This is a genomic window from Pseudomonas sp. B35(2017) (genome assembly GCF_002113645.1).
GTDB lineage: Bacteria > Pseudomonadota > Gammaproteobacteria > Pseudomonadales > Pseudomonadaceae > Aquipseudomonas > Aquipseudomonas ekonensis.
The window spans coordinates 110,529-123,898 of record NZ_NEIZ01000014.1 but is presented as its reverse complement, the minus strand read 5'-3'; the positions used below and the strand labels follow the sequence as shown (position 1 = coordinate 123,898).

Here is a 13,370-nt window from a genome sequence, read left to right as displayed (position 1 = left end):
TTGAAAAAGTGAAAGGTCAGAACCGCGTGCTCTTGAGGAATTCCGCCAAGCGCGGCGACTGCGGACGCTCGAACAGTTCCTTGGGCGGCCCCTGCTCTTCGATGCGTCCCTGATTCATGAAAACGATCTTGTCCGACACCTCGAATGCAAAGCGCATTTCGTGGGTCACCAGCAACATGGTCATGCCGTCTTCGGCCAGGCCCTTGATCACGTTGAGCACTTCGCCCACCAGTTCGGGGTCGAGGGCCGAGGTGACTTCGTCGAACAGCATCAGGCTCGGGTTCATCGCAATGGCCCGGGCGATCGCCACGCGCTGCTGCTGGCCGCCGGACAGCTGGCCGGGAAAGTGGTCGCGGCGCTGCAGCAGGCCGACCCGCTCCAGCCATTTCTCGGCCAGCGCCACGGCTTCGTCCTTGTGCATCTTCTTCACCTTCAGCAAGCCGAGGGTGACGTTCTGCAACGCGGTCAGGTGCGGGAACAGGTTGAACTGCTGGAACGCCATGCCGGTCATCGCACGATGGCGGGCGATGACCTTCTCCGCATGACGCACGCGCTTGCCGTTGACTTCGTCGTAGCCGATGGACTCGCCGTCGAGCAGGATCTGCCCGCCCTGGAACTCTTCGAGCATGTTCACGCAGCGCAGCAGCGTGGTCTTGCCCGAGCCGCTGGAGCCGATCAGCGTGACCACGTTGCCGCGCTGCATGCTCAGGTCGACGCCCTTGAGCACCTCCACCGCGCCGTACTGCTTGTGCAGGCCACGGATGTCCAGCAGAGGTTGGGTCTGGGTCTGGGGCTGTGAAGAAACTTGAGCTTGAGTCATGGCAAGGCCACCCGCTTTTCAATGAACCGGCCGAACAATTCGATGCCGTAGTTGATGACGAAGAACAGAAATCCGGCGAACAGGTAGAACTCCAGGGTCATGAACGTGCGGGCGATGATCTGCTGGGTGCTGAGCAGCAGCTCCGCCACGCCGATCACCGACAGCAGGGTCGAGGCCTTGACGATCTCAGTGGACGAGTTGACCCACGTCGGCAGGATCTGGCGCAGCGCCTGGGGCAACAGCACATAGCCGAGCGCCTGGTAGAACGTCAGGCCGATGGCCTTGCTCGCCTCCATCTGCCCGCGGGGCAACGCCTGCAGCGCACCGCGCACGATTTCGGCGACATGGGAGCCGCAGAACAGCGTCAGGCCCAGGGCACCGGCCTGAAACGCGCTGATCTGCCAGCCCAGCGCCGGCGCCATGTAGAAGCACGCCAGCACCAGCACGAACACCGGGGTGCCGCGGATCAGGTCGACGTAGAAACGGAATGGAGCGCGCATCCAGAAGCGGCCGTAGGTCAGGATCAGACCGGCGACCACGCCGACCAGCGTCCCGAGCAGGATCGCCAGCGCCGACACCTGCACGCTGGTGACAAAGCCCTGCCAGAGCGGCTCGCGCGCCACCCACAACTCATGCAACCAACCTTGGGATTCGTACATCGCAGCCTCCTATCGGCGGATCGCCAGACGCTGCTCCAGGTAACGCAGCAGCATGGCGATGAGGTAACAGGCCGCAACGTACAACGCCGTGGTCACCAGCCAGGTTTCGATCACCCGGTAGCTCTCGACGTTGATCTTGCGTGCGTAATAGGTCAGTTCCGGCACCGCGATGGCGGCGGCCAGCGAGGTGTCCTTGAACAGCGAAATGAAGTTGTTCGACAGCGCCGGCAGCACATTGCGCAGCATCACCGGCACGGTGACGTAGGCCTTCACCTGCCACTCGCCCAGGCCGATGGCCAGACCGGCCTCGCGCTGCCCTTTCGGGATGCTCAGCAGCCCGCCGCGGAACACCTCGGTCAGGTAGGCCCCGGCGTACAGCGACAGCGTGATGATGAAGGACGGGATCTTGTCCAGCCGGATCCCCAGGCTCGGCAACGCGAAATAGATCAACAGGATCAACACCAGGATCGGCGTGTTGCGGATCACCGTCACGTACACCGAGGCCAGCACCCGCAGGGCGCGATGCTTGGACAGCAAGGCGAAGGCCATCAGCAGGCCGATCACGCAGCCGATGGCGATCGACACCAACGCCAGCTCCAGGCCCAGGCCGAGCCCCGCCAGCAAGGTGTCGAAATCGCGCCACACGGCGGCAAAGTTCAACTGATAGTTCATGGTTGGCAGTACCTTGAGCGGGGCGACGCGCATCGCCCCGCTCTCACGGGATCATTTGAATTCGACGGGGAAACCGATGGCCGGGGTCGGCAGGTCGACGCCGAACCACTGCTTGAACGAGGCCGCGTACGTCGGGAACTCCACGCCGGTCATGGCTTCATGCAGGGTGGTGTTGACGAAGTTCAGCCAGTCCTGGTCGCCGCGCTTGACCGCGCAGGCGTAGGTCTGCGGGCTCCAGGCATAGGTCGGGCTGCGGTAGCGGCCGGGGTTCTGCACCATCAGGTACTTGACCGAAGACTGGTCGGTGGCGGCGGCATCGGCGCGGCCGGAGTTCACCGCTTGGTACATCAGGTCGACGCTGTCGTACTGATCGACCTTGGCCTTGGGCAGCGCCTGGTGCACCAGTTCCTCGGCGTACACGTTCTGCAGCACGGCCACGGTCACGCCGTCGCCGGCGGCCTGCAGGTCCTCGATCTCCTTGTACTTGCTGTTGGCCGGCAGCAGCAGGCCCACGCCTTCGCGGTAGTACGGCAGGGTGAACGCCACCTGCTGCGCGCGGCTGGCGGTGACGGTGATGAACTGGCAGCTCATGTCGACCTTGTCGGTCAACAGGTTAGGAATCCGCGCATCGGACGACTGCACCACGAACTCGACCTTGCTCGGGTCGTTGAACAGCCCTTTGGCCACCATTCGGGCGATGTCGATATCAAAACCCTGCAACTTGCCGTCCGCCCCTTGGAAGTGCCATGGCGCGTTGGTGCTGCCGGTGCCCACGATCAGCTTGCCCCGGGCCAGGACACTGTCGAGCTTGCTGTCGGCCGCCTGGGCCATGCCCGCAACGGCGGACGAAGCCGCGAGAACGAAAACACACGCTTTGAACAACGAAGGACGGCGATGCATGGCAAGGACTCCTGAGGAAGTTTATTCCGCTATACCGGAACTAGGTATGTAACAACGGAATAGACAGCAGAAAGTGTGCCACAGGATTCGGGGGGAATCTGTACCGGATTGAATATTTCAGGGAATCAATGAGATACGTCGAACGAGGGAAAGTGGCGCAATTCACCCCGATGGCGTGGAGCGCTACCAATGGCCACAGGGGACGGGTAACAGGTACTCAATGAGTGCAGATGGAGCGGGATTGTGCGAGGCAATAACAGGGGGATCAGGAAGAAATTCGTCAGGCGCTGAAAAAGACTGGGAAGTCAGCGCTGCGCTGCTGCGTTGTACACATCTGCTCCGTCACGTTTCCCCACCGCGATGACGGTAACGACCAGCACTTCATCGATGACGCGATAAACCAAACGATAGCCGGCGCTTCTAAGCTTGATCTTGTAGGCCAGTCCAAGGCCTCTCAGCCGATCCGCCGGAACATGCGGATTACTGAGCCGTTCTCGAAGCTTGCGTGCAAACTGCTCCTTCAGATTGCCTCCCAGTCTGTTCCACTCTTTCCAAGCCTTCTCCGAGAACTCCAGCTCATAGGTCATCGATCGAGACCTTTATGGTCGGATCGTTTTCCCGCTCCTTGCACAGTTCAATCAGTTCCAGATCCTCAAGGCGCTCAATCATTGCTTCGTACGCTTTGGCTGGCACGCAGTAGAACGCCGGCTCATTGCGGTTGAGGATCGCAACGGGTTCACCGCCGCCTGCGGCGACAGTGCCCATCGGGTTCTTTTTCAGCTCGGAGATGCTCGCTACGACTTGTGAAAGCACGATGTGTGTCATGAAGGGACTCCCTAGGGTGCTCTTTGAAGCGCCAAAAATAGCACTCCAGGACACATCTGACCTCAACCCTTTTGTCTCTGAAACCGCTTGCGGAAAAATGATGCTGTCCATCGGGAATCCCTTTCACACGCTCAAATCTGATGCAAAAAACAGTATCACGGTCAGCCGGTGCGCGTTTCGGCATCGAATGTCGGGGCGCTCCTGCATTTGTGTGGGAAAAGTGCGCGTTTTCCGAGCCCACCTGTAATTTCTGACAGTAGACCCGCCTCCTTCCCTGCCTTAACGTCAGGAAACCTTTAACGGTCGTCTGGAGGAGTCTCTGATGAAGGCGATCCTACCTCTTGCAACGCTGCCCCCCACCTACCGCAAAGCCCTGAAGACCTGGCGTCCGGTGATCCTCTATTTCACCAACGAACACTGCCCCGCCTGCGAAATGGCCGGGCCGATCTTCCGGCATGTCGCCGAGCCCTATCGACTGCGCGCGGACATCTACATGCTCAACACCCGCGAAGCGCCCCGGCACCCGAACGTCACCGGGACGCCGACGGTGCTGTTTTACCGGGACGGCAAGCTGATGAAGAAACTCAAGGGCATCGGCACCGAGGACACCCTCAGGCAAGACTTCGCGCTGCACATCGGCCGGGTCAAGCCGCCCGCCCGGCACCGTCGGCACCAGTGCCGCCATGACCTGACCTGGCTCCACGTCACCTTGCGCACCCTGCGCACCATCCCCGATGCACGCCGACGGAACTTTTCCTGAAAGTGCCACCTAAGAGCCATCATCACTGGTACTTTCGTTCCAACTGATAGACATCAATCGCGCTCCGGGCCGGATTGGACAAGCTCCGATCCGGCTGCTTTTCTTTCATTTCTCAAAACGAGATTCAGCGCGCCGGCCCACGGCCGTCAGCGCGCTCACGTCCCAGGAGGGGTCCATGTCCTTTAACGTCATGATGGTTTTCGGCACCCGACCGGAGGCCATCAAAATGGCCCCATTGGCCCGGGTTCTGCGTCAGTGGCCCGACATCCGACTGAACATCTGCTCCACCGGCCAGCACCGGGAAATGCTCAACCAGGTGCTCGACGCCTTCGAACTCACCGTCGATGAAGACCTGCAAGTGATGACCCAGGGCCAGACCCTGAACGGCCTCTCGCAACATCTGCTCACACAACTCGACCAGGCCTACGACCGGGTCAAACCGGACATCGTCCTGGTGCACGGCGACACCACCACCAGCTTCATCGCCGCCCTCGCCGCATTCAACCGACAACTGCCCATCGGCCATGTCGAGGCCGGGCTGCGCACCGGCAACCTGCGCGCGCCGTGGCCGGAAGAAGCCAACCGGCGCCTGACCGGCGTGATCGCCGACCTGCACTTCCCGCCGACCTCCAAGTCCGCCGCCAACCTGCTGCGCGAAGGCGTGCCCCAGGACAACCTGGAAATCACCGGCAACACTGTGATCGACGCCTTGCTGTGGATGCGCGAGCACCAGCGCGAGACCGGCTGGCACCCGGCCGCCGACTCGCCCCTGGCGGCGCTCGACGACAGCCGCCGGATGGTGCTGATCACCAGCCACCGCCGGGAAAACCTCGGCGGCGGGTTCAACAACATCTGCGAGGCGCTGGCGGAACTGGCCGAACGCTACCCGGACGTGCAGTTCGTCTACCCGGTGCATCTCAACCCCCAGGTGCAGCAAGTGGTGTACGGCATGCTGGCGGGCAAGCCCAACCTCTACCTGATCGCCCCGCAGGACTACCCCCACTTCGTCTGGCTCATGGGCCGCGCGCATTTCATCCTCACCGACTCCGGCGGCGTGCAGGAGGAAGCGCCCGCCATCGGCAAACCGTTGCTGGTGCTGCGCGACGTGACCGAGCGGCCGTCCGTGCTGGAAAGCGGCACCATGGTGCTGGTGGGCACCGACAAGGCGCGCATCGTCCAGGAGGCCAGCCAGTTGCTCGACGACGAAGCGACCTACACCCGCATGAGCCGCGTGCACTTCCCCTACGGCGACGGCCACGCCAGCGAACTGATCGCCACCCGCCTCCACGCCTGGCTGAGCGCACGCTCGGCGGCGGGTAACGGGGTATGAGCCTGGGTTGGATCGATTTCTTTGCGTATGTGCTGTTCGGTCTTAAGTATGTGGCGATCCTTCTCGCCCTGCTGATGTTCATCCTCGGCCTCGACGATCTGTTCATCGACCTGGTGTACTGGGGCCGCAAGCTCATCCGGCGCTGGCGCATCTACGAGAAATTCAAGCGCGCCGACGAGGAGCGCCTGTACGCCATTCCGGAAAAACCGCTGGCGATCATGGTGCCGGCCTGGAACGAGGTCGGCGTGGTCGGGGAGATGGCGCGCCTGGCCGCCTCGACCCTCGATTACGAGAACTACCAGATCTTCGTCGGCACCTACCCCAACGACGCCGAGACCCAGGCCGACGTCGACGCGGTCTGCCTGCACTACCCCAACGTGCACAAAGTGGTGTGCGCCCGGCCGGGGCCGACCAGCAAGGCCGACTGCCTGAACAACATCATCGACGCGATCTTCCGGTTCGAGAGCGAAGCGAAGATCCAGTTCGCCGGTTTCATCCTCCACGACGCCGAAGACGTGATCTCGCCGATGGAGCTGCGCCTCTACAACTACCTGCTGCCGAACAAGGACCTGATCCAGATCCCGGTCTACCCCTACGCGCCGGAATGGAAAGGCTTCACCGCCGGCCATTACGTGGACGAGTTCGCCGAGAACCACGGCAAGGACGTCATCGTGCGCGAGGCCCTGACCGGTCAGGTGCCGAGCGCCGGGGTCGGCACCTGCTTCAGCCGCAAGGCGATCAGCGCGCTGCTAGAGGACGGCGACGGCATCGCCTTCGACGTGCAGAGCCTGACCGAGGACTACGACATCGGTTTCCGCCTCAAGCAGAAAGGCATGAAGTGCATCTTCGCCCGCTACTCGGTGACCGATCCGAAACTGGCGCTGGAACAGCCTTGGGTGTTCGGCATGAACCGCGAGTTCGCCCAGGTGATCTGCGTACGCGAGCATTTCCCCCGTGACTTGCAGCACGCCATCCGGCAGAAGTCGCGCTGGATCGTCGGCATCGTGTTCCAGGGCACCAAGAACCTGGGCTGGAGCCGCAAGGGCCTGCTCAACTATTTCCTGTGGCGCGACCGGCGCGGGCTGATCGCCTACCTGCTGAGCTTCATGGTCAACCTGCTGTTCCTGGTGCTGCTGGCGATGTGGCTGATCACCGTGATCGCCCCGGAGGCCTGGCGCTATCCGTCGATCCTGGCCGACAGCGCGCTGCTCTCGGCGCTGCTGTGGCTCAACGGCCTGATGCTGCTCAACCGCCTGTTCCAGCGCGGCTGGTTCGTCACCCGCTACTACGGCATCGTCGAAGGCCTGCTGTCGGCGCCGCGCATGATGTGGAGCAACTTCGTCAACTTCTTCGCCAACCTGCGCGCCCTGCGCCAGGTCATGGAAATGGGCGATTCGCGGCGCGTGGCGTGGGACAAGACCACCCACGAATTCCCTGCCCTGACCAAGGCCCAGCGCACCCCGCTCGGCCACCGGCTGGTGGAGAAAGGCCTGCTCAGCGAAGAACAGCTCGAAGCCGCGATCACCAGCCCCGTGCGCCGCCGGCTCGGCCGCGAACTGCTGCTGCGCGAACACATCGACAGCACGCAATTGGTGCAGACCCTGGCCGAACAGCTGGACCTGGAATGGGCGCCGCTCAATCCGTTCAAGCTGGACAAACGCCTGATCGACGCCGTGCCGCGCCGCGTAGCCTCCCACTACGGCGTGCTGCCGGTGGCCGAGGACGGCGACACCCTGGTGCTGGCCTCCGAAGGCCCGGTCAGCCAGGTCTCGCTCGGCGCGATCGGCCGCCAACTCAAACGCCCGGTGCGCTGCCGCCTGGCGCCCCAGGGCCGTGTCACCCTGGGGATCCGTTACTGGTACGCCAGCCCCCGCCAGACCGAGGAAGTGCGTCATATGCTGCAAGTGCTGGAACGTCATCAGGACGACGAAGCCCTGCTTGAGCGGGTCAGCCATCACCAGGTGCTGCTGGGCAACCTGCTGCAGGTGCGCGGCATGGTGCCGCCGACCCTGTTCAATCAGGCCCTGATCGACTTCGACGCCGAACAGATGTCCCTCGGCGAACACCTTATCTCTCGGGGCATGATCACCCAGGAGATCCTTGAGCAGGCTCTGGCCGACCAGGCCAGCGAACAGCAAGCCGCCTACCGCATCGTCCGGGAGGTCGCATGAAGCCTGTGGTCAACCGCCGCACCCTGCTGATGGGCAGCCTGTTGCTCGGCCTGAGCGCGCAGCCTTCGCTGGCGGCGCCGCTGAGCGATTTCGAGCAGTTCCGCAGTTACCCCTACATGGACCGCAGCTACCGGGAAGCCAAGAAAGGCAACTGGAAGGAAGTCGAACGGCTGATGCGCCACCTGCTGGAAAAAGTGCCGAAAAACGACGAGGCCCGCGCCCTGCTGGTGGAAGCCCTGGCCAAGCAGCGCCGCTACAAGGACGCCTTGCAGGTGCTGGGCAACGACAGCGACGGTCTGCTCGACCTGCGCCTGACCTGGATCGAGCAGGATCCGCCGACCAGCACCCAGGTGGAAAACTGGATGGCCAACAGCAGCCTGAACGACCGCGTCCGTCTGTGGCAGGCCTACAGCCTGAGCCTGGCCAAGTTCGGCGGCGCGGCGCGGGCCCACGACTGGCTGGCGCAACTGGCGCCCAAGGGCGACGACAACATCCTGCGCCTGGCCCGGGCCAACTGGTCCGAGCAACTGCGCGACTGGAACGGCACCATTGAACAACTGGCGCCGCTGGCCGCGCGCAAGCAGCTCGACGCCGAGGGCTGGCAACGCCTGGCCAACGCCTACGTGCAGCGGCTGGACGAAAAGCCGCTGCAAGACCTGTTGCAGCAGGCGCCCAGCCCCGAAGCGGCGCGCAAGATCCGTCTGGCGATGGTCGACCGCGCCATCGCCATGGGCCACGAGCAGCAGGCCGAACGCTGGATGCAGTCGTTGCCGGCCAGCGACCTGGCCGACCCGGCCCAGCGCCAGCGCCTGTGGGAACTGGCCCGGCAGACCGGCGACAGCGCCAGTGTCCAGCGCCTGAGCAACGACTTGCAGCGCCCGTGCCTGGAGACCGTCGAGTGGCTGTCCCGCCATGACCCGGAGGCCGCCAGCGCCCAATTGCGCCGCTGCAACCCCACGGACGATCCGCAGGCCTGGCTGGTGCTCGCCCAGCGCCTGCAAGCCACCGACCTGTTGCAGTCCACCCGCCTGCCCCAGCCCTGGGACAGCCGCCGGCAGGCGCAACTGCTCGATGTCTGGCAGGCCGAGGGCCAAAGCGACAAGGTCATGGCCTGGCTCGCCGCGCAGCCGCAGACCGCCGAGGTGATCAAGCGCCGGGCCGAGCTGTTGCAAAAACAGGGTCGCAGCCAGGAAGCCGCCGGGCTGTGGGAACGCCATTACCGGCAGACCGGCAACCTCGCTTCGCTGGATCAGGCCAGCTACATCGCCTTGAACGCCGGGCAGCGCGAGCGCGCGCAGACGCTGCTGGAAGACGCGTATGACCGACATGGCGGCCGCTTGTCCTCCACGGCGTTGCAGCGGCTGGCCGGGCTCTACGCTTCGTCGCCCAGCACGACGCCGGCCCAGCGACGGCGCATGGCATCGCTGCTGGGCCGCGTCGACGCTGCCACCCGGGGCCAACTGCTGGCGCAACTGGCGGAAAGCGGCCAGTGCGACGTCGTGCGGCAAGCCATCGGCAGCCAGCCGCTGGCCGCCGGCGACTTCCGGGCCCTCGGCCGTTGCGCGATGCCGGACCGACCGGGGGAAGCCGTCGTGTATTACCGGCAGGCCGAGAAGCTCGGCGACCGCGGCAGCCGCCTGCCGTTGGCCTATGCGCTGGAGGCAGCCGGAGATTCCGCCGGGGCCCTGGCCCTGTGGCGCAGCCTGCCGGCCTCTGAACTGAGCGACAACGCCCGCCTCACCGCCAGCCGCAGCGCGCTCAACGTGGGCGACAGCCAGACCGCCGAACACTATTGGCAACAAAGCACCACACGCGGCGCCAACGAATGGGCCCTCGGCGCGGCGATCGCCGACGCTCGGAGCGACCGTACCCAGGCCCTGGAGCGCCAGCGCCAGGCCTTGCGGCAGCAACCGGACGCCGGGCACTTCTACGCCGCCTCGGTCACGGCGCAGAAGGCCGGCGACCTGCCGCAAAGCACCGCCTGGCTGGCCGAAGCCGTGCGCCGCGACCCGACCAATCCGCGCTACCGCGCCGACTACGGCATGCGTCTGGCCGGTGCCCAAACCCGCGAAGAGCGCGCCGCCGCCATCCCGTACCTGCAACAGGCCACCCGCGATTTTCCCGAGGACTATCGCCTCGGCGAGACCCTCGCCTGGCGCTACGACGAGGCCGAGGACAGTGCGTCGGCCCGCCGGGAACTGCGCCGGGTGATCGACCTGGAGCAGAACCCGGTGGCCGCCGACGACGAGGACGGCAGCATGGAAGCCCGACGCTACCGCCAGCGCCGCGCCCACGAAACCCTGTCGCGCCGCGACAGCCGGACGCTGGCCAGCACCTGGTCGCCGGCCGGGGTGTCGACCAACGACTTCGTGCGCCCCGACGACAGCAAAGGCACGAACCGCCGCGCCGACTCGCAGAACGTGCAACTGGCGATGTGGGACCATGCGTTGGGCGAAGAGCCGAGCCGCGCCGGCAGCACGCTGTCGGTGTATGGCCGGGTGCTGCTCGGCGGCCAGGGCCGCTCGCGCTACGCCGAATCCCTCGCCGCCGGCGTCGGCCTGCGCTACAAGCCGTGGGGCACGCAGAACATCAACTTCTACGGCGAGATCTACAAACAGAGCCAGTTCGACGACGATGACAGCCACAGCCTGAACCTGGGCCAGATGCTGGTGCCGGAAAAGCTGCTGGACCAGATCGGCGACCACCGTCAGGACGGCCACACCAGCACCGACTACCTGCTGCGCGCCACGGCGTCGTTCCTCGATCAGGGCCGGTACCGCAACGACTGGCGCGTCGACGAGAGCGACTGGGACGAACGTTTCCTCTACTTGGACGCCGCGTGGTGGACCAAGGCCGGCGACCACCAGTGGCTGTCGCGCTTCCAGCAGGGCCATGCCTGGAAACTGCCGTTCAACGGCGCCCAGACCCTCATGCCGTACGGCTTCCTTGAGTTCGCCAGCCAGGATCCCGGCAACGACTGGCGCCAGGACCTGCGCACCGGCGTCGGCTTGCGCTGGCAATGGTGGTACGACGATGACCGCTACAACGCCTACCGCTCGAAACTGACGGTGCGCACCGAATACCAGCAATCGCTGGGCGGCAATCTGTATGAAGGCGGCAACGGTGTGCTGCTGGGTGTGGAGTGGAATTTCTGATGGCGCGATGGTTAGTGTTTTTCTGCCTGGTGCTGGGCGCGACAGTGGCTCAGGCCGACGCCCGGGTGTTCTATCAGCCGCTTAACGTCGATGCGCGGCTGACCCAGGCGCAATGGCAAAAGATCTGGCAGGACACCGCCCGCCAGGGCACCCGCACGCTGATCGTGCAGTGGACGAGCTATGGCGATTCGGACTTCGGCGGCGCCGACGGCTGGCTGGCCCGAAGCCTCCGGCTGGCGCAGCGCCAGGGCCTGGAACTGGTGCTCGGGCTGGCGATGGATCCGGCCTACTACCGGCGCATCGACGAGCTGGACAGCGCCGGCCTCGGCACCTACTGGCAAGCGCAGCTGGGACGCTCGCTGTCCCAGCAACGGACGTTGCGCCAGGACTGGCAACTGCCGGTCGCCGGCTGGTATCTGCCGCTGGAGCTGGACGACCTGCACTTCCTGGCGGCGGACCGGCGGGCGACCCTGCAACGCCAGCTCAAGGACTTCGCCGGCCAGCTGGATGCGCCGCTGCATGTCAGCGCGTTCAGCGCCGGCAAGCTGGCGCCGGCGGTCAACGGCCAATGGTTGGGCGAGATGAGCGCGGCGGGCATTCAGGTGTGGTGGCAGGACGGCGCCGGCACCGCACGCTTGCCGCCGCTGGTGCGCAACGGTTACGCCCAGGCCCTGCCCTGCTCCGTGGGCATCGTGCGCGAGGCGTTCCGCCAGACCAGCGCCGAAGGCCAGCCGTTCCGCGCCGACCCCGCCGCGCCGGACGCCAGCGCCGCCGGCTGTCACCCGGACGCAGTGTTTTCCCTGCGGTATCGGCCGTGGGGCCGGGTGATCCTCGACAACCAGCGCGAACATCAGGAGCGCGATGTACAAAACCATTGAAGATGAAGTCCTGAAGCGAACCGCGCCCGCCGAGCTGTGGGCCGAGTTCATCCAGCATGAGTTCGAGCGCCTGCGCTCGTTCTGCCTGCTGATCTTCGTCGCCAGCATCAGCGTGTGGGTCATCTTCGACCTGATCGTGAGCTTTCTCGGCGGCCAGGGCTTCACCTGGCGCTCGATGGCGTTCCTGGCGGTGTTTGCGGTGCTGACGGTGATCCTGCTGTTCACCCGCCGGGCCCGGCACTTCGACGTGCTCAACCTGCTGTTCGTGCTGACCATGACCCTCGGCGTGCGCCTGCTGATCGACGGTCTGCCGTCCAGCTTCCAGCCGGCGTGGCTGGTGCTCGGCGCCTCCAGCATCCTCTACAGCACGTCGGTGCTGCCGATCAGCCGCTGGTCGTTCTATGCCGCGCAGGCGACGATCTGGCTGGTGCTCAATCCCTTCCTGTTCACCGACATCGGGCTGTTCGAGCTGCGGGGCGTGCTGACGGCGTGCTACAGCGTGTTCCTCTGCGGACTGACCATGTACACCTTCCTCAAGCTGCGCGAGGCCAAGCTGTACAACTACATCATGTCCCGGCTGCTGCTGGACCAGGCCTACAACGACACCCTCACGGAAATCCCCAACCGCCGTTCGTTCATGGCCCGCGCCGAAAAACGCCTGATGGCCGTCCCCCGCGAACAGGACCACTTCCTGGCGATGATCGACATCGACAACTTCAAGAAAGTGAACGACGTGTACGGCCACGACATCGGCGACGAAGTGCTCAAGGGAATCGCGGCGGACATCAAGTCGGTCATGGCGCCGTATGAATATGCGCGCCTGGGCGGCGAGGAGTTCGCGATCTACCTGGCCGGGGTGCGCCACGCAGACGTCGAGGCGCTGGCCGGCGAACTGTGCCGCACCGTGCGCGAACGGCCGACCCGGCACCCGGTGACCATCAGCATCGGCGTCACCCGGGTGGAGGACGGCGACACCCTGAACCAGGCGCTGATCAAGGCCGACGAAGCGCTGTACGAATCCAAGCACACCGGGAAGGACCGCTACACCTTTCACGGCTGATCGAGAATCTGCACGACCGGCCGCACGGGCTGCCGTTGCCGGCCTCTTCGCCAGCAGGCTGGCTCCCACCCTGTTCGGTGCAGGCCACGGACTACCTGCCCGCCATTGCGCCCTGTGGGGGCCAGCCTGCTGGCGATGGC

General features: G+C 65.0%; 12 protein-coding genes. 6 read left to right on the top strand and 6 right to left on the bottom strand.

Going from position 1 to position 13,370, the window contains the following annotated elements; translation table 11 throughout:
- Positions 1–16: 16 nt before the first annotated feature.
- The 6 genes from CAG41_RS21025 to CAG41_RS21000 form a co-directional block, all read right to left on the bottom strand.
- Positions 17–820: an amino acid ABC transporter ATP-binding protein gene (locus CAG41_RS21025; RefSeq protein WP_085640012.1), complete on the bottom strand. Its 804-nt coding sequence runs from the start codon at positions 818–820 to the stop codon at positions 17–19.
- Positions 817–1,479, bottom strand: coding sequence for an amino acid ABC transporter permease (locus CAG41_RS21020; RefSeq protein ID WP_085632731.1), 663 nt, complete (start codon positions 1,477–1,479; stop codon positions 817–819). Before CAG41_RS21020 ends, CAG41_RS21025 begins: the two co-directional genes overlap by 4 nt.
- Positions 1,480–1,488: 9 nt before the next feature.
- Positions 1,489–2,151 carry an amino acid ABC transporter permease gene (locus CAG41_RS21015; protein ID WP_059405928.1) on the bottom strand — a complete coding sequence of 221 codons (663 nt, stop codon included), beginning with the start codon at positions 2,149–2,151 and terminating at the stop codon, positions 1,489–1,491.
- Between the two features lie 51 nt (positions 2,152–2,202).
- A complete protein-coding gene (locus CAG41_RS21010; protein ID WP_085582520.1) occupies positions 2,203–3,051 on the bottom strand; it encodes a transporter substrate-binding domain-containing protein in 849 nt (282 codons plus the stop codon).
- Positions 3,052–3,356: 305 nt separating this feature from the next.
- Positions 3,357–3,638, bottom strand: a complete 282-nt coding sequence (locus tag CAG41_RS21005) for a type II toxin-antitoxin system RelE/ParE family toxin (protein ID WP_085632733.1) — start codon at positions 3,636–3,638, stop codon at positions 3,357–3,359.
- The gene (locus tag CAG41_RS21000) at positions 3,628–3,876 is read right to left on the bottom strand and encodes a type II toxin-antitoxin system Phd/YefM family antitoxin (protein ID WP_085582516.1); all 249 of its coding nucleotides are present in this window, start codon (positions 3,874–3,876) and stop codon (positions 3,628–3,630) included. Before CAG41_RS21000 ends, CAG41_RS21005 begins: the two co-directional genes overlap by 11 nt.
- Positions 3,877–4,198: 322 nt before the next feature.
- Between CAG41_RS21000 and CAG41_RS20995 the strand changes: the two genes are divergently transcribed.
- The 6 genes from CAG41_RS20995 to CAG41_RS20970 all read left to right on the top strand — a co-directional run bounded on the left by CAG41_RS20995 (position 4,199) and on the right by CAG41_RS20970 (position 13,230).
- Positions 4,199–4,636 (top strand): co-chaperone YbbN, encoded by a 438-nt coding sequence (locus tag CAG41_RS20995; protein WP_085707435.1) that lies wholly within the window; start codon positions 4,199–4,201, stop codon positions 4,634–4,636.
- A gap of 175 nt (positions 4,637–4,811) precedes the next feature.
- Positions 4,812–5,966, top strand: a complete 1,155-nt coding sequence (gene wecB, locus CAG41_RS20990) for a non-hydrolyzing UDP-N-acetylglucosamine 2-epimerase (RefSeq protein ID WP_085582512.1) — start codon at positions 4,812–4,814, stop codon at positions 5,964–5,966.
- The gene (gene nrfB, locus CAG41_RS20985; RefSeq protein ID WP_085582510.1) at positions 5,963–8,137 is read left to right on the top strand and encodes a cyclic di-3',5'-guanylate-activated glycosyltransferase NrfB; all 2,175 of its coding nucleotides are present in this window, start codon (positions 5,963–5,965) and stop codon (positions 8,135–8,137) included. Before wecB ends, nrfB begins: the two co-directional genes overlap by 4 nt.
- Positions 8,134–11,292 carry a phage receptor gene (locus tag CAG41_RS20980; RefSeq protein ID WP_085694118.1) on the top strand — a complete coding sequence of 1,053 codons (3,159 nt, stop codon included), beginning with the start codon at positions 8,134–8,136 and terminating at the stop codon, positions 11,290–11,292. The genes nrfB and CAG41_RS20980 overlap by 4 nt, the downstream gene beginning before the upstream one ends.
- Positions 11,292–12,170 carry a DUF4434 family protein gene (locus tag CAG41_RS20975; protein WP_085707434.1) on the top strand — a complete coding sequence of 293 codons (879 nt, stop codon included), beginning with the start codon at positions 11,292–11,294 and terminating at the stop codon, positions 12,168–12,170. Before CAG41_RS20980 ends, CAG41_RS20975 begins: the two co-directional genes overlap by 1 nt.
- Positions 12,154–13,230: a diguanylate cyclase gene (locus tag CAG41_RS20970; protein WP_085707433.1), complete on the top strand. Its 1,077-nt coding sequence runs from the start codon at positions 12,154–12,156 to the stop codon at positions 13,228–13,230. Before CAG41_RS20975 ends, CAG41_RS20970 begins: the two co-directional genes overlap by 17 nt.
- Positions 13,231–13,370: the final 140 nt, after the last annotated feature.